The organism is Paenibacillus sp. MY03, assembly GCF_002165585.1.
GTDB classification, from domain to species: domain Bacteria; phylum Bacillota; class Bacilli; order Paenibacillales; family Paenibacillaceae; genus Pristimantibacillus; species Pristimantibacillus agaridevorans.
This window is the reverse complement of record NZ_MXQD01000033.1, coordinates 98109-117733: the sequence shown is the minus strand read 5'-3', so window position 1 is coordinate 117733 and position 19625 is coordinate 98109. Positions and strand designations below refer to the sequence as shown.

36 protein-coding genes are annotated in these 19625 nt (G+C 50.1%); 1 reads left to right on the top strand and 35 read right to left on the bottom strand.

Annotation, left to right across the window (positions count from 1 at the left end):
- Nucleotide 1: 1 nt before the first annotated feature.
- From B1748_RS23245 to rplM, 3 genes are all read right to left on the bottom strand, one after another.
- Nucleotides 2–697 carry a phosphoadenylyl-sulfate reductase gene (locus tag B1748_RS23245; protein WP_087570337.1) on the bottom strand — a complete coding sequence of 232 codons (696 nt, stop codon included), beginning with the start codon at nucleotides 695–697 and terminating at the stop codon, nucleotides 2–4.
- Nucleotides 698–883: 186 nt separating this feature from the next.
- Complete coding sequence (gene rpsI, locus B1748_RS23240) at nucleotides 884–1276, bottom strand: 30S ribosomal protein S9 (RefSeq protein WP_087570336.1); 393 nt, start codon at nucleotides 1274–1276, stop codon at nucleotides 884–886.
- Nucleotides 1277–1296: 20 nt separating this feature from the next.
- Complete coding sequence (gene rplM / locus B1748_RS23235; protein ID WP_087570335.1) at nucleotides 1297–1734, bottom strand: 50S ribosomal protein L13; 438 nt, start codon at nucleotides 1732–1734, stop codon at nucleotides 1297–1299.
- 342 nt (nucleotides 1735–2076) lie between these two features.
- On the opposite strand from rplM, the gene B1748_RS23230 reads away from it, so the two are divergent.
- Nucleotides 2077–3045 carry a DUF4097 family beta strand repeat-containing protein gene (locus tag B1748_RS23230; RefSeq protein WP_179215760.1) on the top strand — a complete coding sequence of 323 codons (969 nt, stop codon included), beginning with the start codon at nucleotides 2077–2079 and terminating at the stop codon, nucleotides 3043–3045.
- Between the two features lie 104 nt (nucleotides 3046–3149).
- Here the strand turns inward: B1748_RS23230 and truA are convergent, their stop codons facing one another.
- The 32 genes from truA to rpsJ form a co-directional block, all read right to left on the bottom strand.
- Nucleotides 3150–3950, bottom strand: a complete 801-nt coding sequence (gene truA / locus B1748_RS23225; RefSeq protein ID WP_087570333.1) for a tRNA pseudouridine(38-40) synthase TruA — start codon at nucleotides 3948–3950, stop codon at nucleotides 3150–3152.
- Nucleotides 3951–4166: 216 nt separating this feature from the next.
- Nucleotides 4167–4532: a 50S ribosomal protein L17 gene (rplQ, locus tag B1748_RS23220; protein WP_087570332.1), complete on the bottom strand. Its 366-nt coding sequence runs from the start codon at nucleotides 4530–4532 to the stop codon at nucleotides 4167–4169.
- A 52-nt stretch (nucleotides 4533–4584) separates the two neighbouring features.
- Entirely contained in the window at nucleotides 4585–5529 is a 945-nt protein-coding gene (locus tag B1748_RS23215) for a DNA-directed RNA polymerase subunit alpha (RefSeq protein WP_087570331.1), read from the bottom strand.
- A gap of 126 nt (nucleotides 5530–5655) precedes the next feature.
- On the bottom strand, nucleotides 5656–6051 hold the full coding sequence (gene rpsK / locus B1748_RS23210) for a 30S ribosomal protein S11 (protein WP_028609630.1): 396 nt from the start codon (nucleotides 6049–6051) through the stop codon (nucleotides 5656–5658).
- Between the two features lie 19 nt (nucleotides 6052–6070).
- On the bottom strand, nucleotides 6071–6439 hold the full coding sequence (rpsM, locus tag B1748_RS23205) for a 30S ribosomal protein S13 (protein ID WP_087570330.1): 369 nt from the start codon (nucleotides 6437–6439) through the stop codon (nucleotides 6071–6073).
- Between the two features lie 19 nt (nucleotides 6440–6458).
- Entirely contained in the window at nucleotides 6459–6572 is a 114-nt protein-coding gene (gene rpmJ / locus B1748_RS23200; protein WP_003333770.1) for a 50S ribosomal protein L36, read from the bottom strand.
- A gap of 46 nt (nucleotides 6573–6618) precedes the next feature.
- Entirely contained in the window at nucleotides 6619–6834 is a 216-nt protein-coding gene (infA, locus tag B1748_RS23195) for a translation initiation factor IF-1 (protein WP_015847200.1), read from the bottom strand.
- Between the two features lie 2 nt (nucleotides 6835–6836).
- Nucleotides 6837–7118, bottom strand: a complete 282-nt coding sequence (locus tag B1748_RS23190) for a KOW domain-containing RNA-binding protein (RefSeq protein ID WP_087570329.1) — start codon at nucleotides 7116–7118, stop codon at nucleotides 6837–6839.
- A gap of 1 nt (nucleotide 7119) precedes the next feature.
- Nucleotides 7120–7884, bottom strand: a complete 765-nt coding sequence (gene map / locus B1748_RS23185; RefSeq protein WP_087570328.1) for a type I methionyl aminopeptidase — start codon at nucleotides 7882–7884, stop codon at nucleotides 7120–7122.
- Nucleotides 7884–8534 (bottom strand): adenylate kinase, encoded by a 651-nt coding sequence (locus B1748_RS23180; RefSeq protein WP_087570327.1) that lies wholly within the window; start codon nucleotides 8532–8534, stop codon nucleotides 7884–7886. The genes map and B1748_RS23180 overlap by 1 nt, the downstream gene beginning before the upstream one ends.
- Before the next feature lie 93 nt (nucleotides 8535–8627).
- Entirely contained in the window at nucleotides 8628–9929 is a 1302-nt protein-coding gene (gene secY / locus B1748_RS23175; RefSeq protein WP_087570326.1) for a preprotein translocase subunit SecY, read from the bottom strand.
- Nucleotides 9930–10370 (bottom strand): 50S ribosomal protein L15, encoded by a 441-nt coding sequence (rplO, locus tag B1748_RS23170; RefSeq protein WP_087570325.1) that lies wholly within the window; start codon nucleotides 10368–10370, stop codon nucleotides 9930–9932. It lies immediately after the preceding gene.
- 46 nt (nucleotides 10371–10416) lie between these two features.
- A complete protein-coding gene (gene rpmD, locus B1748_RS23165; RefSeq protein WP_087570324.1) occupies nucleotides 10417–10596 on the bottom strand; it encodes a 50S ribosomal protein L30 in 180 nt (59 codons plus the stop codon).
- 13 nt (nucleotides 10597–10609) lie between these two features.
- The gene (rpsE, locus tag B1748_RS23160) at nucleotides 10610–11107 is read right to left on the bottom strand and encodes a 30S ribosomal protein S5 (RefSeq protein ID WP_068679339.1); all 498 of its coding nucleotides are present in this window, start codon (nucleotides 11105–11107) and stop codon (nucleotides 10610–10612) included.
- A 25-nt stretch (nucleotides 11108–11132) separates the two neighbouring features.
- A complete protein-coding gene (gene rplR / locus B1748_RS23155; RefSeq protein ID WP_087570323.1) occupies nucleotides 11133–11501 on the bottom strand; it encodes a 50S ribosomal protein L18 in 369 nt (122 codons plus the stop codon).
- A gap of 60 nt (nucleotides 11502–11561) precedes the next feature.
- On the bottom strand, nucleotides 11562–12104 hold the full coding sequence (rplF, locus tag B1748_RS23150) for a 50S ribosomal protein L6 (RefSeq protein WP_087570322.1): 543 nt from the start codon (nucleotides 12102–12104) through the stop codon (nucleotides 11562–11564).
- Between the two features lie 31 nt (nucleotides 12105–12135).
- On the bottom strand, nucleotides 12136–12534 hold the full coding sequence (gene rpsH / locus B1748_RS23145; protein ID WP_087570321.1) for a 30S ribosomal protein S8: 399 nt from the start codon (nucleotides 12532–12534) through the stop codon (nucleotides 12136–12138).
- A gap of 32 nt (nucleotides 12535–12566) precedes the next feature.
- The gene (locus tag B1748_RS23140; protein ID WP_013312154.1) at nucleotides 12567–12752 is read right to left on the bottom strand and encodes a type Z 30S ribosomal protein S14; all 186 of its coding nucleotides are present in this window, start codon (nucleotides 12750–12752) and stop codon (nucleotides 12567–12569) included.
- Nucleotides 12753–12777: 25 nt separating this feature from the next.
- A complete protein-coding gene (gene rplE, locus B1748_RS23135; RefSeq protein WP_087570320.1) occupies nucleotides 12778–13320 on the bottom strand; it encodes a 50S ribosomal protein L5 in 543 nt (180 codons plus the stop codon).
- Nucleotides 13321–13351: 31 nt separating this feature from the next.
- Entirely contained in the window at nucleotides 13352–13705 is a 354-nt protein-coding gene (gene rplX, locus B1748_RS23130; protein ID WP_087570319.1) for a 50S ribosomal protein L24, read from the bottom strand.
- 49 nt (nucleotides 13706–13754) lie between these two features.
- Nucleotides 13755–14123, bottom strand: a complete 369-nt coding sequence (gene rplN / locus B1748_RS23125; protein WP_087570318.1) for a 50S ribosomal protein L14 — start codon at nucleotides 14121–14123, stop codon at nucleotides 13755–13757.
- 46 nt (nucleotides 14124–14169) lie between these two features.
- Nucleotides 14170–14433, bottom strand: a complete 264-nt coding sequence (gene rpsQ / locus B1748_RS23120; RefSeq protein ID WP_068679351.1) for a 30S ribosomal protein S17 — start codon at nucleotides 14431–14433, stop codon at nucleotides 14170–14172.
- 51 nt (nucleotides 14434–14484) lie between these two features.
- Entirely contained in the window at nucleotides 14485–14685 is a 201-nt protein-coding gene (rpmC, locus tag B1748_RS23115; RefSeq protein WP_087570317.1) for a 50S ribosomal protein L29, read from the bottom strand.
- Nucleotides 14675–15109: a 50S ribosomal protein L16 gene (rplP, locus tag B1748_RS23110; protein ID WP_087570316.1), complete on the bottom strand. Its 435-nt coding sequence runs from the start codon at nucleotides 15107–15109 to the stop codon at nucleotides 14675–14677. The genes rpmC and rplP overlap by 11 nt, the downstream gene beginning before the upstream one ends.
- Before the next feature lie 2 nt (nucleotides 15110–15111).
- The gene (gene rpsC / locus B1748_RS23105; RefSeq protein WP_087570315.1) at nucleotides 15112–15774 is read right to left on the bottom strand and encodes a 30S ribosomal protein S3; all 663 of its coding nucleotides are present in this window, start codon (nucleotides 15772–15774) and stop codon (nucleotides 15112–15114) included.
- A gap of 13 nt (nucleotides 15775–15787) precedes the next feature.
- On the bottom strand, nucleotides 15788–16123 hold the full coding sequence (rplV, locus tag B1748_RS23100) for a 50S ribosomal protein L22 (RefSeq protein ID WP_087570314.1): 336 nt from the start codon (nucleotides 16121–16123) through the stop codon (nucleotides 15788–15790).
- 44 nt (nucleotides 16124–16167) lie between these two features.
- Nucleotides 16168–16449, bottom strand: a complete 282-nt coding sequence (gene rpsS / locus B1748_RS23095) for a 30S ribosomal protein S19 (RefSeq protein ID WP_087570313.1) — start codon at nucleotides 16447–16449, stop codon at nucleotides 16168–16170.
- A 67-nt stretch (nucleotides 16450–16516) separates the two neighbouring features.
- Nucleotides 16517–17347, bottom strand: coding sequence for a 50S ribosomal protein L2 (rplB, locus tag B1748_RS23090; protein WP_087570312.1), 831 nt, complete (start codon nucleotides 17345–17347; stop codon nucleotides 16517–16519).
- A gap of 17 nt (nucleotides 17348–17364) precedes the next feature.
- On the bottom strand, nucleotides 17365–17658 hold the full coding sequence (gene rplW / locus B1748_RS23085; RefSeq protein WP_087570311.1) for a 50S ribosomal protein L23: 294 nt from the start codon (nucleotides 17656–17658) through the stop codon (nucleotides 17365–17367).
- Complete coding sequence (gene rplD / locus B1748_RS23080; RefSeq protein ID WP_087570310.1) at nucleotides 17658–18281, bottom strand: 50S ribosomal protein L4; 624 nt, start codon at nucleotides 18279–18281, stop codon at nucleotides 17658–17660. Before rplD ends, rplW begins: the two co-directional genes overlap by 1 nt.
- A 30-nt stretch (nucleotides 18282–18311) precedes the next feature.
- Nucleotides 18312–18935, bottom strand: coding sequence for a 50S ribosomal protein L3 (gene rplC, locus B1748_RS23075; protein ID WP_087570309.1), 624 nt, complete (start codon nucleotides 18933–18935; stop codon nucleotides 18312–18314).
- A gap of 51 nt (nucleotides 18936–18986) precedes the next feature.
- Nucleotides 18987–19295 carry a 30S ribosomal protein S10 gene (gene rpsJ, locus B1748_RS23070; RefSeq protein ID WP_005544556.1) on the bottom strand — a complete coding sequence of 103 codons (309 nt, stop codon included), beginning with the start codon at nucleotides 19293–19295 and terminating at the stop codon, nucleotides 18987–18989.
- Between the last annotated feature and the right edge of the window lie 330 nt (nucleotides 19296–19625).

Genomic DNA, 19625 nt, shown 5'->3' with positions numbered 1-19625 from the left:
CTTACTTGTGCAAACCGCACTCCGTCTTCTCTTGCCCCGACCAGCGTCCTGCGCGCGGGTCTTCGCCAGGCATAACTTGACGCGTGCAATACTCGCAGCCAATGCTTGGATAATGATTATCGTGAAGCGGATTGTATACAACGTTATTCTCGCGGATGTAATTCCATACATCGTCAGACGTCCAATGTGCGATCGGATTAAACTTTACGAGTCCGAACTTCACGTCATATTCGATCTTCTTCGCGTTAGCGCGTGTTGGAGCCTGATCACGTCTGATTCCCGTGATCCACGCTTCGTATTTGGACAGAATCTTCGTCAGCGGCTGTACCTTGCGAATGTCACAGCACTTGTTGGCGTCGCTCTTCCACAGTTGTTCCCCGAACTGCTCTGCTTGCTCTTCAGGAGTAATCTCCGGTTTCACTTCCACGAATGGAATGCCAGGATAAGCTTCCGCGATTCGGTCGCGCGTCTCGTACGTTTCCTTGAAGTGGAAGTCCGTATCCAAGTAGAAGATGTCTGTCTTCGGGCTAATCTTCTGAAGCATATCAACCAGCACGACGTCCTCCGCACCGAAACTGCACGCGAACGTAATATTCGGGAAAGTCTCGACGGCGAATCGGATAATGTCTTCCGGCGATGCATTCTCGAGTTCTACAGCCTTCTGCGCAATAAGCGCTTCTTTCTCAAACAAATTCATTGGTCGTTACCTCCGTCTTTAATTCCAAGTAAATTGGTCTGTATTATCGATTATAGTACTTTCAAGCCAAATGTTCAATCCTTCTTTCCACCAATATGAGAAAAAGTTTTCGAAGTGACAGCTTCGCGCTTGTCCGGGCAAAAAAAATACCATCTTTGCATGTAGCAAAGATGGTATTTCGTCATATTAACGTTTCGAGAACTGTGGAGCGCGACGAGCCGCTTTAAGACCGTATTTTTTACGTTCTTTCATGCGCGGATCGCGAGTCAGGAAGCCTGCGCGCTTAAGGGACGGACGGAACTCAGGGTCTGCTTTGAGCAGAGCACGGGAGATACCGTGACGGATTGCGCCAGCTTGACCGGACATGCCGCCGCCGTTAGCAATAACCAATACATCGTACTTGGACAATGTGTCAGTCAGGTTAAGCGGTTGTTTAACGATCAGCTTCAGCGTTTCCAGACCGAAATATTCGTTTAAATCGCGTTTATTAACAATGATTCGTCCTTCACCCGGCACGAGACGTACACGTGCAACAGAGTGTTTACGACGACCTGTTCCATAGTATTGCACTTGAGCCATGAAACTTGTCCTCCTCTTTATTAGCCGCGAAGCTCGTAGACTTCAGGGTTTTGGGCTTGATGTGGGTGTTCCGCACCTGCGTAGACTTTCAGCTTAAGTTTCATTTTGTTGCCCAGACGGTTCTTAGGCAACATGCCATGCACAGCCAGCTCCATCATGCGCTCTGGCTTGTTTTTCAACATCTCGTGTGCAGGAGTGACTTTCAAGCCACCTGTGTACATGGAGTGACGGTAGTAGTTTTTGTCAGCCATTTTGTTGCCTGTCAGAACGATTTTCGAAGCGTTGATGATAACAACGAAATCGCCAGTGTCGATGTGAGGCGTAAATTGCGGTTTGTGTTTGCCGCGGATCAGGCTTGCAGCTTCGCTAGCCAGACGTCCGAGCGTTTTGCCTTCCGCATCGATGACGAACCATTTACGTTCGACTTCATTCGGCTTAGCCATATAGGTGGTACGCATGGATGATCCTCCTTAATTCTCTTACATTAATCGTTTTATAACAACGTTGCCGTTGGTTTGTTATTCATGGTTGGAACTTGCATTTGGATGGCCATTCTTAGTCGGGGCTGTGGGAGAGCCACTAAGAAAGCACAAGTTATATTCTACTATAAATAATAGGGAAGTGCAAGCCGTATTTGCAATTCTCTTTGCTTCACGTTCTCCCCATGCTGGACCTAAGGCCAGTCTTCGGGTAAGCCAGCAGGCTGTTTCTTCTTGGTATCTCCATTGTTACAATAAGAACATCGGAATCGTCACGGATCGATGCGGCGAATCCAAGCCAATATGCAAGGAGCGTTTATAATGAAACCAAACAAAGCACTCGGTACGCTGCTCGTACTCCTCGGAGCGATCGCGCTTGTCTACCTGTTCTTCAATCAAGGCAATACCTCGTTTGGAAGCCTGTTCTCCGGGTTTACCAAACCGGTCCATGACGAGCGGACATTCTCTTCTAACGAATTATCGAACATCGCCATCGACTCCAGCAGCCTGGATGTAAATATCGTCCGAGGCCATTCAGACGAAGTTATAGTAACCTTAGAAGGACGCGCTACGAAACGTGTTGCCAATGATTTGCTGCTCAAGGCAGACCAAGACGGCGATACGCTGAATCTGTCGTTGCAATCGGATCGTGGCTTCAGGTTCGGATTCCATTGGTCCAATGTTAAGCTGACCGTCGAACTGCCGGAGAAGTCCTGGGGCACGTTAACCGCCAAGCTAAACAGCGGCGACATCGAGCTTGGCTCCTCCGACTTCGAAACCGTCGAGCTCCGAACGAATTCCGGCGACATCGAGGTTCAATCGATATCAGCTTCCGCTGAGCTTGAATTAAAAGCAACTAGCGGCGACATCAAGCTCAAGGATATTACTGCACAGTCTATAAAACTTGATACCGCCAGCGGCGATGTGGAACTGGAACGTTACCAAGCGGAAAAACTCAAATTCAATGTCGGCAGCGGCGATGTTTCCTTAGAGGATGGATCTGGCGCGCTCCAAGGCCTGACGGGATCCGGCGACATTACATTGGACACCTCGACGATCAACCACGATGTCGATCTGAAGGCAGGAAGCGGCGATATACTTATCTCGCTTGATCATGAGCCGGAGTCGCTTGCCGTGCAATTCCGCACCAGCTCCGGCGACGCCATCGTCCGCATGAACGGATTCAACGAGCAGGGCAAGAACGGAGAACGGGAAGTGAACGGCGCTTTCGGAAGCGGCGAGCATAAGCTTACCGTACGCACCGGCTCCGGCGATATTATTTTGAGATAATCCGATCCAACCTATAGGGACAGTCTCCCCCTCGAGGCTGTCCCTTCTTCATGCCGGCGAAGGTCTCCCAATCTGACCGCTACGACTCCGTCAAAGACCAGCCCCTACTCCTCATCCTCGTCTCGAAAATCACTTTCATGATCATCCAGAGGTTCTGGCGCGCTCCACCCGCCGTACTCTACGTCTACCAGCGTTAATCCGTGCGCCATCGCCGTAGGTCCGGCAAGCGAACGAGACTTGCCTTCCAGAATCCGCCCCATATCGGCCGGCTTCAACTTGCCTTGCCCCACCCACAGCAGCGTTCCCATAATGACGCGCACCATATTGTATAAGAACCCGTTACCCGTAATGTACATATGAAGCGCACCTTCCTCCAATTGGAAGCTAGCTTCATAGATCGTACGAATATGGTGAGGTTTGGTGGAGTGAATCGATGTATACGATGTAAAGTCATGTCTGCCTACCAGGTAAGCCAGCCCTTCCTCCATCGCGGCAATATTCAACTTTGTCGGATGATGAAACCTATAGGGCCTCATAAATACGTCAGGAAACTTATTTAAGTCGATCGAGTAACGGTACGTCTTCCGTTTGGCGGAACGACGAGAATGGAATTCAAGCGGGACGTCCCACGCCTCCAGAATAACGATGTCCTTCGGCAACCTCGTATTCAGCGCGATCGCCCAGCGCTCCGTTGGAATCGTCGAAGCCGTATGAAAGTTGAAAACCTGGCCCATGGCGTGAACGCCGGCATCCGTCCGTCCCGAACCGATTATGACAATCTCTTCGCCCGTAAGGTGGCGAATCGCTTTCTCGATTTCGTTTTGAACGGTTCTTCCGTATGGCTGCGATTGGAAGCCGTTAAATCCGCTTCCGTCATAACTAACTTTCACGCCGATGTTGCGCATGCCTCTCCTCCCCGTTCTTCGATAGTCCCGTTGCAATGAGAAATCCCCTATCGAGGTCTTTCAGAGATGAGCGACCGCGTTTAGAGGTAGGATTTATCGCCAAATAGAATTTCGGTTTTCGAATGCTCGAAAACTTATAAATTCTATTGTGGTAAAAAAAAGATGGCCTCGAGGGCCACCCTTCCTTTTAATCAAAGTTCCATTACCATTTATAAACTACGCGCGGTCAACCAGCTCAAGGTAAACCATAGGCGCGGAGTCACCGCGACGCGGTCCAAGCTTCAGGATACGCGTGTATCCGCCTGCGCGCTCCGAATAACGAGTTGCCAGTTCGGAGAACAGCTTTTGGATTGCGTCTTGTTCGCCGTCAACAGTCTCGCGACGTACGAATGCAGCAACTTGACGACGAGCGTGCAGATCACCTTTTTTCGCTTTCGTGATCAGCTTCTCAGCGATAGAACGAACCTCTTTCGCTTTGGCTTCAGTCGTTTGGATGCGCTCATACAGGAACAAATCCGTTACGAGATCGCGGAACAATGCTTTCCGCGCGCTTGCGTCACGGCCCAATTTTTGATATGCCATTTTGTTTTCCCCTCCCTTGCTTTGCGTTTAACATTGCTGTCTGATTACAAGACTACTCTTCCATGCGCAGGCCAAGACCCAGCTCTTCAAGCTTCTCTTGAACTTCTTCCAAGGATTTGCGGCCCAGGTTACGAACCTTCATCATATCCTCTTCGGATTTCGTGATCAGCTCTTGAACGGTGTTGATGCCGGCACGCTTCAAGCAGTTATATGAACGTACGGACAGATCCAGTTCCTCAATAGTCATCTCCAGAACTTTCTCTTTTTTGTCCTCTTCCTTCTCAACCATGATTTCGGCATCTTTGGCTTCATCCGTTAATCCAACGAACAAGTCCAAGTGCTCGGTCAAAATCTTAGCGCCGAGGCTAACGGCCTCTTCAGGGCGAATACTGCCGTCCGTCCAAACTTCAAGCGTCAGCTTGTCATAGTTGGTGACTTGGCCGACGCGTGTGTTTTCTACGCTGTAATTAACCCGAGTAATGGGCGTGTATATCGAATCGACAGGGATGACGCCAATCGGTTGATCGTCGCTCTTGTTCCGGTCCGCTTGCACGTAACCGCGTCCCCGATTAGCAAAAATCCGCATATGGAGCCGCGCTCCGGAGGCCAAGGTCGCAATGTGAAGATCAGGGCTTAAAATTTCGACATCGCTATCAGCTCGAATGTCGCCCGCTGTTACGTTCCCTTCGCCTTCCGCGTCGATCTCCAACACTTTTTCCTCGTCGGAGTGTATCTTCAGCGAGAGGCCTTTCAGGTTCAGAATGATTTCCGTTACGTCTTCAATCACTCCGGGAACCGTAGAAAACTCATGCAGCACGCCGTCGATTTGAACCGACGTCACCGCCGCGCCAGGCAAAGACGACAATAAAATTCGGCGAAGCGAATTTCCAAGCGTCGTGCCGTATCCGCGTTCCAGCGGCTCGACCACGAAACGTCCGTAAGTGCCCTCGTTATTCAGCTCTACGGTTTCGATTTTCGGCTTTTCGATCTCAATCACAAATAGTACCCTCCTTCAAACGTCGCTCCGTTACCTTGTCGTTATTTATGTCAAATCTCGTAGTATGCCAAACCTTCACAACCATTATTCACAAGTTGCAGTCATTTGATACCACAGTGGATCTAACTATACGCGACGACGTTTCGGTGGACGGCATCCGTTATGCGGAACTGGGGTTACATCCTTAATGAGGTTAACTTCCAATCCAGCAGCCTGCAGCGAACGAATCGCCGCCTCGCGGCCAGCGCCAGGTCCTTTAACCATAACTTCGACAGTTCTCATGCCATGCTCCATAGCCGCTTTCGCTGCGGATTCGGCAGCCATCTGAGCTGCGAACGGCGTGCTTTTACGGGAACCTTTGAAACCAAGGTTGCCGGAGCTTGCCCAAGAGATTGCATTACCATGCGGGTCTGTGATCGTAACGATCGTGTTGTTGAACGTCGAACGAATGTGAGCCACGCCAGTGTCAATGTTTTTCCGATCGCGACGTTTTGTGCGAACGACTTTTTTTGGTTTAGCCATTGTCCATTATCCTCCTTTCTTATTTCTTCTTGTTCGCTACAGTACGACGTGGACCTTTGCGCGTACGCGCGTTTGTTTTCGTACGTTGACCGCGAACAGGAAGTCCGCGACGGTGACGAAGACCACGGTAGCAGCCGATCTCAGTTAGACGCTTGATGTTAAGCGAAATTTCGCGACGAAGGTCGCCTTCCACTTTAACATTCTTGTCGATGGCTTCGCGCAGACGAGCCAGCTCATCCTCAGTCAGATCGCGAACGCGAGTGTCTGGGTTAACTTCCGTGGAAGCCAGGATTTTTTGCGAAGTCGTTTTGCCGATACCGAAAATATACGTCAGGGCGATTTCAACGCGCTTGTCGCGCGGAATATCTACACCAGCTATACGTGCCATGGGCTATATTTCCCTCCTTTTATCCTTGTTTTTGTTTGTGTTTCGGATTTTCACAAATCACCATAACGTTGCCTTTGCGACGAATGACTTTGCATTTCTCGCAAATCGGCTTAACCGAAGGTCTAACCTTCATTGTGATTACCTCCCGAATCTTTCGAAAAGCTTGCCGCTAACCGCGGTTACTTCCGATAGGTGATGCGCCCTCTTGATAAATCGTAAGGCGATAACTGTATAACCACTTTGTCTCCGGTCAGAATGCGGATGAAGTGCATTCTAAGTTTGCCGGATACATGTGCGAGAATTTGATGACCGTTCTCCAGCTCCACCTTGAACATCGCATTCGGCAACGGCTCAATAACCGTACCTTCGACCTCAATGACGTCTTCCTTCGCCACCGTCATTCTCCTTTCGCATGCGCGTACTTCTGAATTGCGTAACGTAATTTGGCATTCGTCACTCTGCCTGTTTCTTGCAAGCTGCTTATTACCTCATGACTAAAGGCAGGCTGTAACATCAGATGCAGAACGTTCTTTTTCTTGGGCTGGTCGAACCTTCGCTTGTCGCCGTCCGCAATCATGACGAACTTGTCGTCGATAATGGCAATGACCACGGCATAACTGTCTTCGTCCTTGCCTCGAAGTACTTTGACGAACTGACCAATCCGGGGATGAGCATCCACCTTACACCTCGGACTGCTGCGGCAGAATGGTCAATATTTCAAAGCCGTCCTCTGTGACGGCAACCGTGTGCTCAAAATGAGCGCACCAGGAACCGTCTTGCGTTACGACTGTCCAATCGTCTTCGAGCGTTCGTACATATCGTTCTCCGATATTAACCATCGGCTCGATGGCAAGCACCATACCCGGCTTCAGCCGCGGCCCCCTGTCCGGTATACCATAGTTCGGTATTTGCGGTTCTTCATGCAGTTCCGCGCCGATTCCGTGCCCTACGTATTCCCGTACTACCGAGAAACCTGCTGCTTCAATAACCTTCTGGATGGCGTGCGATATCGTATAAAGCCTGACATCAGGCTTAACGAGCGCAAGTCCCGCGTATAGCGATTCTTCCGTCACGTCGAGCAGTCTCTGAACTTCTGGCGTCACGCTCCCGACCGCATAGGTCCAAGCGGAATCGCCATGATAGCCTTCGAACTGCGCTCCGATGTCGATGCTTATTATATCGCCCTCGTTCAACTTGCGTGATCCAGGGAATCCGTGCACCAACTCGTCATTTACAGAAGCGCAAATGCTGGAAGGAAACCCATTGTAACCTTTAAAGGAAGGAACGGCATTCTGACTTCGAATGTACTGTTCGGCAATACGGTCAAGCTCACCTGTGGTGATGCCCGGCTTTACTGCTGCTGCCATCAACCGATGCGTTTCCGCAACGATCCGTCCGGCTTCCCTCATTAATCGCAGCTCCGATTCGGATTTGCAAATAATCATTACAACGTACCTTTCAGGCAGGAAACGATATCGCTTGTAACAACGTCGATATCCTTCTCGCCGTCGACTTCGCGCAGCAGACCTTTACCGCTGTAGTAATCAAGAAGCAGAGCCGTCTTGGACGTATATTCGTCCAGGCGCGTGCCCATCTTCTCTTCCGTATCATCGGAACGTTGATACAGCTCTCCGCCGTCCTTGTCGCAGATGCCTTCGACCTTAGGCGGGTTGAATAGTACATGGTAAGTCGATCCGCAAGACTTGCAGATGCGTCTGCCCGTCAAACGAGCAAGCAGCAATCCGCGGTCAACCTTCAGGTTCACGACATGATCGACGCTCCGGCCTAGCTCCGTCAGCATGACATCAAGCGCTTCGGCTTGCTGCAGCGTACGGGGAAAGCCATCCAGAAGGAAACCCTTCTCGCAATCGTCCAGAGCAAGACGCTCCTTCACGATGCCGTTCGTAATTTCGTCCGGAACAAGAAGACCTTGATCGACATATTCCTTCGCTTTCAGACCGAGCGGCGTGCCTTGTTTCATCGCAAGACGAAATGCGTCGCCCGTCGAAATGTGGGGAATGCCGAACTCTTCTACGATCCGCTCTGCTTGTGTACCCTTGCCGGCTCCCGGGGGGCCCATGAATAAAATGTTCATTACCGTGTTCCTCGCTTTAAACGCAGGAAGGCTCGTTCGGGCACCGCACCGCACTAGCCTTAAGAGCGCGGCAGCCCGCTTTCGAACCTGCTGTTATTTATTGATAAACCCTTTGTAATGACGTTTGATCAACTGGCTCTCGATCTGCTTCATCGTATCAAGCGCAACGCCGACAACGATGAGGAGCGATGTGCCGCCAAGCTGCACGGACCGCGGTAATCCCGCCAATGCTCCAAAGAACACTGGGAATACGGAGATCGCTGCCAAGAAGAGTGCACCCGTGAGCGTAATCCGCGACATAACGCGAGTCAGGTAAGCGGACGTCGGCTTGCCAGGACGGATGCCCGGGATATAACCGCCGTTCTTCTTCATCTGATCTGCCATTTGCACAGGATTAATTTGCACGAATGTGTAGAAGAAGGTGAAACCGATGATCAGCAATACGTACAATACCATGCCAAGCGGCCGGTCATAGTTCATATTGTCGATGATCCATTGCGCCCAAGGCTTGGTGGACCAGAAGTTGGCAATCGTTACAGGGAACATGATCAGGGATACCGCGAAGATAACCGGGATTACGCCCGCGCCGTTAACCTTCATTGGAATGTGAGTCGATTGTCCGCCGTACATCTTACGTCCGACAACACGCTTCGCGTATTGAACCGGGATCTTCCGGATACCTTGCTGAATAAAGATAACGCCGACGATGATCGCGATAATCACGAGTACGATCAGCACCATCTTCGCGATGTTCAAGAAAAGCTGGTCTTGCGCATCGATGAATTGATCTTGATACAACGTGCGGATGTGACCAGGGATACCGGCTACGATCGCTGCGAAGATCAAGATGGAGATACCGTTGCCGATACCTCTCTCCGTAATTTGCTCGCCGAGCCACATCAAGAAAGCTGTACCAGCTGTCAGGATGATTGCGATGACCAAGTAGTCTACGAAGTTTGCGCCCGGAATCATTTCAAGTCCGAAGGAGCGGTTGAAGCCAATCGCTGTTGCGAAGCCTTGCACCAAACCAAGGATAATCGTGCCGTAACGCGTAATTTGAGCCAGCTTGCGCTTGCCGTTTTCGCCTTCCTTCGCCCATTCCGCAAACTTCGGGATAACGTCCATCGACAAGAGCTGCACGATGATCGATGCCGTGATATACGGCGTAATACCGATCGCGAAAATGGAGAATTGGAAGAGCGCACCGCCCGAGAACGTGTTCAGCAAGCCGAACAAGTCAGCGCCTTGCGAATCCATGTTCTCGAATACGGTTTTGTCTACTCCCGGTACCGGAATGAAAGAACCGATCCGGTAAATGAAAAGAATGAAAAGCGTGAAGAGGATCCTTGTACGCAGATCCGCCACTTTCCAAATGTTGGACACGGTTGTGAACAATTAGATCACCTCGGTTTTACCGCCGGCAGCCTGGATTTTCTCTACCGCAGATTGAGAGAACTTGTTTGCTTTAACAGTGAGCTCTACTTTCAATTCACCATTACCCAAGATTTTGATTCCTGCCAAAGGGTTACTGATAACTCCTTGCTCAAGAAGAACCTCTGGTGTAACTTCTGTCCCTGCAGCAAAGCTGTTCAGATCTTCAATGTTAACAATCGCGTACTCCTTGCGGAATGGATTGTTGAAACCGCGCTTCGGAACGCGACGGTACAAAGGATTTTGGCCGCCCTCGAATCCAGGACGAACACCGCCGCCGGAACGAGCATTTTGACCTTTATGGCCTTTGCCTGCCGTTTTGCCGTTGCCGGAGCCGATACCGCGACCTTTGCGCTTAGGCGCCGCAGTCGAGCCTGGTGCTGGTGCTAACTCATGCAATTTCATCGTTCGTGCACCTCCTTGTTTATTTCGTGTACTGCATTATCGTAATTTAAACTTCTTCGACTTTAACCAGGTGGTTAACTGCGTTAACCATGCCGCGAATCGCCACGTTGTCGTCATGAACGACCGATTGACGAATTTTGCGAAGGCCAAGCGCTTCAACCGTTGCGCGTTGCTTCTCGTTGCGACCGATTAAACTGCGAACGAGGGTGATTTGCAATTTTGCCATCTTATTTCCCTCCTTAACCTAACAGCTCTTCGACTGTTTTGCCACGCAGCTTTGCAACGTCTTCCGCACGTTTCAGACGGGACAGACCTTCCAGCGTCGCGTTAACCATGTTCAGAGAGTTCGAAGAACCAAGAGATTTCGTTAAAATGTCGCCTACGCCAGCCAGCTCGAGAACCGCACGAACCGGGCCGCCGGCGATAACGCCAGTACCTTCGGAAGCAGGCTTCAGCAGAACTTCGCCAGCACCGAAGTGACCAAGTACGAGGTGAGGAATCGTCGTTCCTACGAGTGGAACGTGGATCAGGTTTTTCTTCGCATCTTCAATGCCTTTGCGAATCGCATCCGGCACTTCGCCTGCTTTACCGATTCCCGCGCCAACGTAGCCTTTGCCGTCGCCGACTACTACAAGCGCGCTAAAGCTGAAACGGCGTCCGCCTTTTACAACTTTTGCAACGCGATTGATATGAACAACTTTTTCAGTCAGTTCTAACGTATTAGGATCTACACGCAAGTCGTTTAACCTCCTTATTGAGTGATTAGAAATTCAAGCCAGCTTCGCGTGCCGCGGTTGCCAGCGCAGAAATTCTGCCGTGATACAAGTAACCTCCGCGGTCGAATACAACCTCGGTTACGCCTTTTGCTTGAGCGCGTTTCGCGATCAGCTCGCCAACTTTAGCAGCAGCTTCAACGTTGCCGCCGTTGCCGATTGCCTCTACCAGCTCTTTATCCTTAGTGGATGCTGCAGCCAGTGTTACGCCTGCTACGTCGTCGATCAGTTGAGCGTACATATGTTTGGCGGAACGGAATACGGACAGACGCGGACGTGCTGCCGTGCCGTTGATTTTCTTGCGAACACGAAGGTGTCTTTTCAGACGGGCCTTGTTTTTGTCGCCTTTCGTAATCATGCTTGTGTTCCTCCTTTCTTAACGCCTTAGGAAGCTATTGCATGGAACGTCTCACGTTCCTTATTTCTTCTTACCAGCTTTACCTTCTTTGCGGATGATGCGCTCGCCTTCGTATTTGATACCTTTGCCTTTATACGGCTCAGGCTCGCGTACGGCACGGATTTGAGCGGCAACAGCGCCTACGCGCTCTTTGTCGATTCCGCGAACGGTAATTTTCGTGTTGACTGGCACTTCGAACTCGATGTTGCTCTCGGGAGCAATTTCAACCGGGTGGGAGTAACCAACGTTAAGCACGATTTTATCACCGGATTTGCTAGCACGGTAACCTACGCCAACGAGCTCCAGATTTCTTGTGAAGCCGTCAGTAACACCTGTCACCATGTTTGCGATAATGCTGCGCGTCGTTCCGTGCAGGGAACGATGCAATTTATTGTCGGAAGGACGTTCGATCACGATCTCGTTCTCCGCTACATTCACTTTCATGTCCTTGTGAAATTCGCGAGTAAGCGTGCCTTTCGGTCCTTTAACAGTAATGATTGTGTTGTCCAAGTTGATAGTTACACCAGCTGGGACAGCAATTGGTTTGCGACCAATACGGGACATTGTTACACCTCCTGTCTTTCTGACTTATTTCTTACCAAACGTAGCAGACGACTTCGCCGCCGGATTTCACCTGGCGAGCTTCCTTGTCTGTCATAACGCCTTTGGACGTGGAAATAATCGCGATTCCCAGTCCGCCAAGCACGCGAGGAACCTCAGTTGCTTGCGTGTATACGCGCAGACCTGGCTTCGAGATACGCTTAAGGCCAGTGATAACGCGCTCTTGGTTAGGGCCGTATTTCAGGAAAATACGGATAATCCCTTGTTTGTTGTCTTCGATATATTCAGCATCGCGGATAAAGCCCTCGCGCTTCAAGATTTCAGCGATTTGCTTCTTCACTTTCGAAGCAGGCATCTCCACTGTTTCGTGACGAACGACGTTCGCATTGCGAATGCGCGTCAACATATCTGCAATCGGATCAGACATAACCATTTATGTGAACCTCCTTCCCGAACTAGGCTTGATTACCAGCTTGCTTTTTTCACGCCAGGAATCTGGCCCTTGTATGCTAACTCGCGGAAACAAATCCGGCAAATTTTAAACTTTTGAAGAACAGAGTGCGGACGGCCGCAACGCTCACAGCGCGTATAAGCGCGCACTTTGAATTTCGGTGTGCGTTGTTGCTTCACTTTCATCGAAGTTTTTGCCACTGGGTATTACACCTCCTAAAGTGGATTACTTCGTGAACGGCATGCCCATTTGGGTCAGCAGCTCACGAGATTCTTCGTCCGTTTTTGCCGTCGTGACGATGACGATGTCCATACCGCGTACTTTATCAACTTTATCGTATTCGATCTCAGGGAAGATCAGCTGTTCCTTAAGGCCCAGCGTGTAGTTTCCACGTCCGTCGAACGCTTTGGTCGATACACCGCGGAAGTCACGTACACGCGGAAGGGAAATGTTGAACAGCTTGTCGAGGAAGTGGTACATGCGCTCGCCGCGCAGCGTTACTTTAACCCCGATCGGCATGTTCTCACGAAGCTTGAAGCCCGCGATGGATTTTTTGGCACGAGTGACAACCGGCTTTTGACCGGAGATGATGCGCAGCTCTTCTACGGCAACATCGAGAATTTTGGAGTTGGAAACTGCTTCGCCAACACCCATGTTAATTACGACTTTCTCAATCTTCGGAACTTGCATAACCGAAGTATAGTTGAACTTCTGCATCAGGGCAGGAGTGATTTCATTAAGAAAGCGACCTTTCAGTCTTGCTGTCATTGTTCATGGACCTCCTTTCTTACCATAACGATTAGTCGATCTGTGCTCCGGATTTTTTAGCAATCCGTACTTTCTTGCCGTTATCCAGCACTTTGTAACCGATACGGGTTACGCCGCCGCTCTTCGGATCTACGTGCATCACGTTCGAGACGTGGATTGGAGCTTCCTGCTCGATGATTCCGCCTTGCGGGTTCGCTTGGGAAGGACGCGAATGCTTCTTCACCATGTTGACTCCCTCAATCAGCACGCGGTTCTCACGAGGATAAGCTGCGATGACGCGGCCCTTCTTACCTTTGTCTTTACCGGTAATGACGATGACCGTATCGTCTTTCTTTACATGCAATTTATTGTTGTGGGATTCCAATACTTTTTTCAGTCTTGGCATTTGTTACACCTCCTGCTCGCTAAGCTATCAGGCCTTTATCTTGTCGTTCTTAGATTACTTCCGGTGCAAGCGATACGATCTTCATGAAGTCCTTATCGCGAAGCTCACGGGCAACTGGTCCGAAGATACGAGTGCCGCGAGGGCTCTTGTCTTCTTTGACGATTACGGCAGCATTCTCGTCGAATGCGATGTAGGAACCGTCTTTACGGCGAACCGAACGCTTCGTACGAACGATAACCGCCTTTACTACGTCACCCTTTTTGACAACGCCGCCTGGCGTTGCTTGTTTGACGGAGCAAACGATCAGATCACCGATGTGGCCAACGCGACGGCCAGTACCGCCGAGTACGCGGATACACATCAATTCTTTAGCGCCGGAGTTGTCGGCAACACGCAAACGTGTAAATGGTTGAATCATGGATTACGTCCTCCTTTCGACATTCATGCGGGCACTGCTGCGCTCATTAAAGTACAACGGCTACTTCGACAACCTCAACCAATCTGAAGCGCTTGTCTTTGGATAGTGGACGAGTCTCCATGATTTTGACGGTATCGCCGATTTTCGCTTGGTTGTTCTCGTCATGGGCTTTATATTTTTTCGTGTATTTGATGCGTTTATGGTACAAATCATGTTTTTTGTAAGTTTCTACAGCCACCACGATTGTTTTATCCATTTTGTCGCTTACCACTTTGCCGATTTGAACTTTGCGGGCATTGCGTTCGCTCATGTTTTGCCTCCTTCCTTCATCCGTGATCGTTTTTTTGTGCAAGGTTTATAATTAGCTGGTAATTCCGAGTTCTCTTTCACGCAAAACGGTTTTAGCACGAGCTATTTCCTTACGCACATCACGGATTCGAGTCGGGTTGTCCAGTTGACCCGTAGCCAATTGGAAACGAAGGTTAAACAACTCTTCTTTGAAACCGGCGATTTGTTGTTCAATCTCAACAGAGGTTAGGTTGCGAAATTCACTAGCCTTCATTTGCTTCACCACCCACTTCTTCGCGTTTCACGAACTTCGTTTTAACAGGCAGTTTGTGAGCCGCAAGGCGCATTGCTTCACGAGCTACTTCTTCAGGTACGCCAGCCAGCTCGAACATGATTTTGCCCGGCTTAACAACAGCTACCCATTTCTCAACGTTACCTTTACCGCTACCCATCCGCACCTCGAGAGGCTTTTGAGTGATCGGTTTGTCAGGGAAAATCTTGATCCATACTTTACCGCCACGCTTGATATAACGAGTCATCGCGATACGAGCCGCTTCGATCTGGCGGTTCGTGATCCATGACGGTTCAATAGCTTGAAGGCCGTATTCGCCGAAAGCAACCGTAGTGCCGCCTTTCGCGCGACCTTTCATATTACCGCGTTGTTGCTTGCGGTGTTTTACACGTTTAGGTACCAACATGATTAGTTGCCTCCTTCCTGGGGAGCTTTCTTCTTCGTAGGAAGGACTTCGCCACGGTAGATCCATACTTTTACGCCGATGCGGCCGTAAGTCGTATGTGCTTCAGCTGTGCCGTAGTCGATATCGGCACGAAGCGTATGAAGCGGAACCGTGCCTTCGCTGTAGCCTTCACTACGCGCGATCTCTGCACCACCGAGACGGCCGCTGACAGCGGTTTTGATCCCTTTGGCACCAGCGCGCATGGAACGTTGAATTGCTTGTTTCAATGCACGACGGAAAGATACGCGACGCTCAAGTTGTTGTGCGATGCTTTCAGCTACCAAGATAGCGTCCAGATCGGCTTGTTTGATTTCAGAGATGTTGATGTGGACTTTTTTGCCCTTCGAGATCTTGCCCAGCTCCGTACGCAGGTTTTCCACTTCGGAACCGCCCTTGCCGATAACCATACCCGGTTTAGCGGTTTGGATCGTCACGTTCACGCGGTTAGCCGCGCGCTCGATCTCGATGTGGGATACTGCTGCGTCTTTCAGCTTGTTCTTCAAGTACTCACGGATTTTTACGTCTTCCAAAAGAAGATCGCCAAAGTCTTTGCCTGCGTACCATTTGGATTCCCAATCACGGATAATCCCGACACGAAGACCGACTGGATTTACCTTTTGACCCACACGTTATCCCTCCTTATTTTTCAGATACCACCAAGGTGATGTGGCTGGTTCTTTTGTTAATCCGGCTTGCGCGACCCATCGCGCGCGGGCGGAAACGTTTCATAGTAGGACCTTGGTTTGCGTATACTTGCGATACGACCAAGTTGTTTACGTCCATTTGGTAGTTGTGCTCGGCATTAGCAATCGCAGAGTTAAGCAGCTTCTCGATGATCGGGGAAGCAGCTTTAGGCGTGTGACGCAAAATCGCGATCGCCTCGCCAACCTTCTTGCCACGGATCAAGTCCGCTACGAGCTGCGCTTTGCGAGGAGCGATACGTACGAAATTAACGTGCGCTTTTGCTTCTGGCATGTGGGAACCTCCTCTCGTTCGTTAGAAAATAGATAAAGGGCAAATTAACGTCTGCCCGTTTTTTTATCGTCGTTCGCATGGCCTTTGTAAGTACGAGTCGGTGCAAATTCACCGAACTTGTGTCCTACCATGTCCTCAGTCACGTATACCGGCACGTGTTTGCGTCCGTCGTAAACCGCGATCGTGTGTCCGATGAATTGCGGGAAAATCGTCGAACGGCGGGACCATGTTTTGATTACGACCTTTTTGTTCGTTTCGTTCAGGCCCTCGACTTTCTTAAGCAGATGACCGTCGATGAATGGACCTTTTTTCAAACTGCGACCCATGTAGAATCCTCCCTTCGCATAAGCGCTGGCGTGAGACTGCTCTCACGCGGATTGTATCAAGCAGTTATTACTTCGTACGTTTGCGAATAATGTATTGGCTCGATGCTTTCTTTTTCTTGCGAGTTTTGTAGCCCAGTGTCGGTTTGCCCCATGGGGACAACGGCGACTTGCGTCCGATTGGAGCGCGGCCTTCACCACCACCGTGCGGGTGATCGTTCGGGTTCATAACTACGCCGCGGACTTGAGGACGTTTGCCGAGCCAACGATTACGGCCGGCTTTACCGATTTTCACGAGTTCGTGATCTCCGTTGCCTACGGAACCGATTGTAGCACGGCAAGTGCTCAGGATGCGACGAACTTCGCCAGAGCTCAGGCGAATGGATACGTAGTCTTCCTCTTTACCCAACAATTGAGCTTCCGTACCGGCTGCGCGAACCAATTGGCCGCCTTTGCCTGGTTTAAGTTCGATGTTGTGGATAACTGTACCAACAGGAATATTTTTGAGCGGCAATGCGTTGCCGATCTTAATATCCGCGTCCGCTCCGGATACGATTTGATCGCCTACTTTAAGGCCCTGTGGAGCAATAATGTAAGCTTTCGCGCCGTCAACGTAGTGGATCAGTGCGATGTTCGAGGTACGGTTCGGATCGTATTCGATCGTTGCTACGTTACCTGCGATACCGTCTTTGGTACGTTTGAAATCAATGATACGATATTTACGTTTATGTCCGCCGCCATGGTGGCGAACCGTAATTTTACCTTGGTTGTTACGGCCGGCTTTTTTAAAGAGCGGCGCAAGCAACGATTTCTCCGGTGTGCTTGTCGTGATTTCCTCGAATGTGGATACGGACATCGCACGACGAGCTGGAGAGGTCGGTTTGTACTTTTTGATTGGCACTTGTATTCCCTCCTTTTCTATACAGACGTTTCAAAGAACTCAAGTTCTTTGCTGTCATCGCTCAGCTGAACGATTGCTTTTTTCCAGTCAGGTCTGTAGCCGCTATGTCTGCCATAACGCTTCGGTTTACCTGCAACACGCATTGTGTTAACGCCGGTTACTTTTACGTTAAAGATTTGTTCGATAGCTTGTTTGATTTCGGTTTTGTTCGCGCGAAGGTCTACTTCAAACACATAACGTTTGGCAGCCATGTAATCGCTCGTACGTTCCGTAATAACCGGGCGCTTGATAATATCGCGTGGATTTTTCATTACGCAAGCACCTCCTGTACTTTCTCTACTGCTTCCTTGGTGATGATCAGCTTGTCATACACAAGCACATCGCGAACATTGATGCCGTCAGCAGCGACGAACTTCACGCCAGGGATGTTGCGTGCGGACAATGCTACATTATCCTCATAGTTAGCTGTTACAACCAGAGCTTTGCGATCAGCTTTCAGGTTGTTTAGAATGCTTTGGAATTCCTTCGTCTTAGGAGCCGCGAATGTCAGTTGATCCAGAACGATGATGTTGTTCGCGATCACTTTGGAAGACAATGCGGATTTGATCGCCAGACGACGAACTTTCTTAGGCAATTTGAAGCCGTAAGAGCGTGGTGTAGGTCCGAATACCGTTCCGCCGCCAACCCATTGCGGGGAGCGAATGGAACCTTGACGTGCGCGGCCCGTGCCTTTTTGTTTCCAAGGTTTGCGACCGCCGCCGCGTACTTCGGAGCGACCTTTCGTCTTGTGCGTCCCTTGACGTTCGGCAGCTTGCTGCAGAACGACTGCGCTATGCATAACATGAGTGTTAGGCTCGATTCCGAATACGTTCTCGGCCAATTCCAATTCGCCTACCTGCGAACCGCTCACATTAAATACTGTTACTTTAGGCATTTCGTGTTCCTCCTTTCTTTTTAAGAACGATTAGTTCTTAACCGTTTGTTTGACTTTTACGAATCCGTTCTTAGGTCCAGGAATGGAGCCTTTAACGAGGATGACGTTGCGTTCCGCATCGACGCGGATAACTTCAAGCTTCTGGATCGTGATCGTCTCATGACCCATGTGGCCTGGAAGGCGTTTGCCCTTCGGTACGCGGTTCGCCTGGATGGAACCCATGGAACCTGGACCGCGGTGATAGCGGGAACCGTGGGACATAGGTCCCGTGCTTTGTCCCCAACGCTTGATAACGCCGGCAAAGCCTTTGCCTTTCGAAATACCTGTTACGTCAACAAATTCGCCCTCTGCGAAAAGGTCCGCCTTCACTTGTTGGCCAACTTCATACTCACCAAGGTTGATACCGCGAATTTCGCGAACGTAGCGCTTAGGAGTCGCGTCAGCCTTCTTGGCGTGACCGATCTCTGGTTTGTTGGATCTTTTTTCTTTCTTATCAGCGAAACCGAGTTGAACGGCTTCGTAGCCGTCAGTTTCTACTGTTTTCTTCTGAAGAACAACGTTCGGGCCAGCTTCGATTACCGTTACTGGAACCACGTTACCTTCAGCGGTAAATACTTGAGTCATTCCAAGCTTTTTCCCTAAGATACCTTTCATGTTGACACCTCATTTCCTCTCTATGATCGTATATACGGATGTTCTTGTTAATTAAAGCTTGATTTCGATATCTACACCGGACGGCAGATCCAGACGCATCAACGCATCAACGGTTTGCGGCGTAGGATTCACAATGTCGATCAAGCGCTTGTGTGTGCGCATCTCGAATTGCTCACGGGAATCCTTGTACTTGTGAACCGCACGAAGAATAGTGATGATTTGCTTTTCCGTAGGCAACGGAATCGGCCCGGAAACGCCTGCACCGGAACGTTTTGCAGTTTCAACGATTTTCTCTGCGGATTGATCAAGAATTCTGTGATCGTATGCTTTCAAGCGGATACGAATCTTTTGCTTTGCCATATAAGTCCCTCCTTCTTTCGCCCAATTTTTTAATCGGACATACTCCGTGAGAATAACCCGCACAGGTCCCATGGCAAAGGGGCCGGGTGTGTCGGCAACCTCTCACATCAACGCAACGTCAGACCAACAGTCAATATTATATCGGATTGGGCGGGCGATTGCAACTAAAACATTCAATCATTTGAATAAAAGTTGAGATCGCCGGAACCCGCGCCGCGCAAGGCTTTGAGAAGGTTGCATATCTGACCGACCCCACAATCCATATCATCCCTTTGCGATGCTCTATGTGTTTCTTCTATATATAATGGTGCGGATGCAACGTACAGGGCG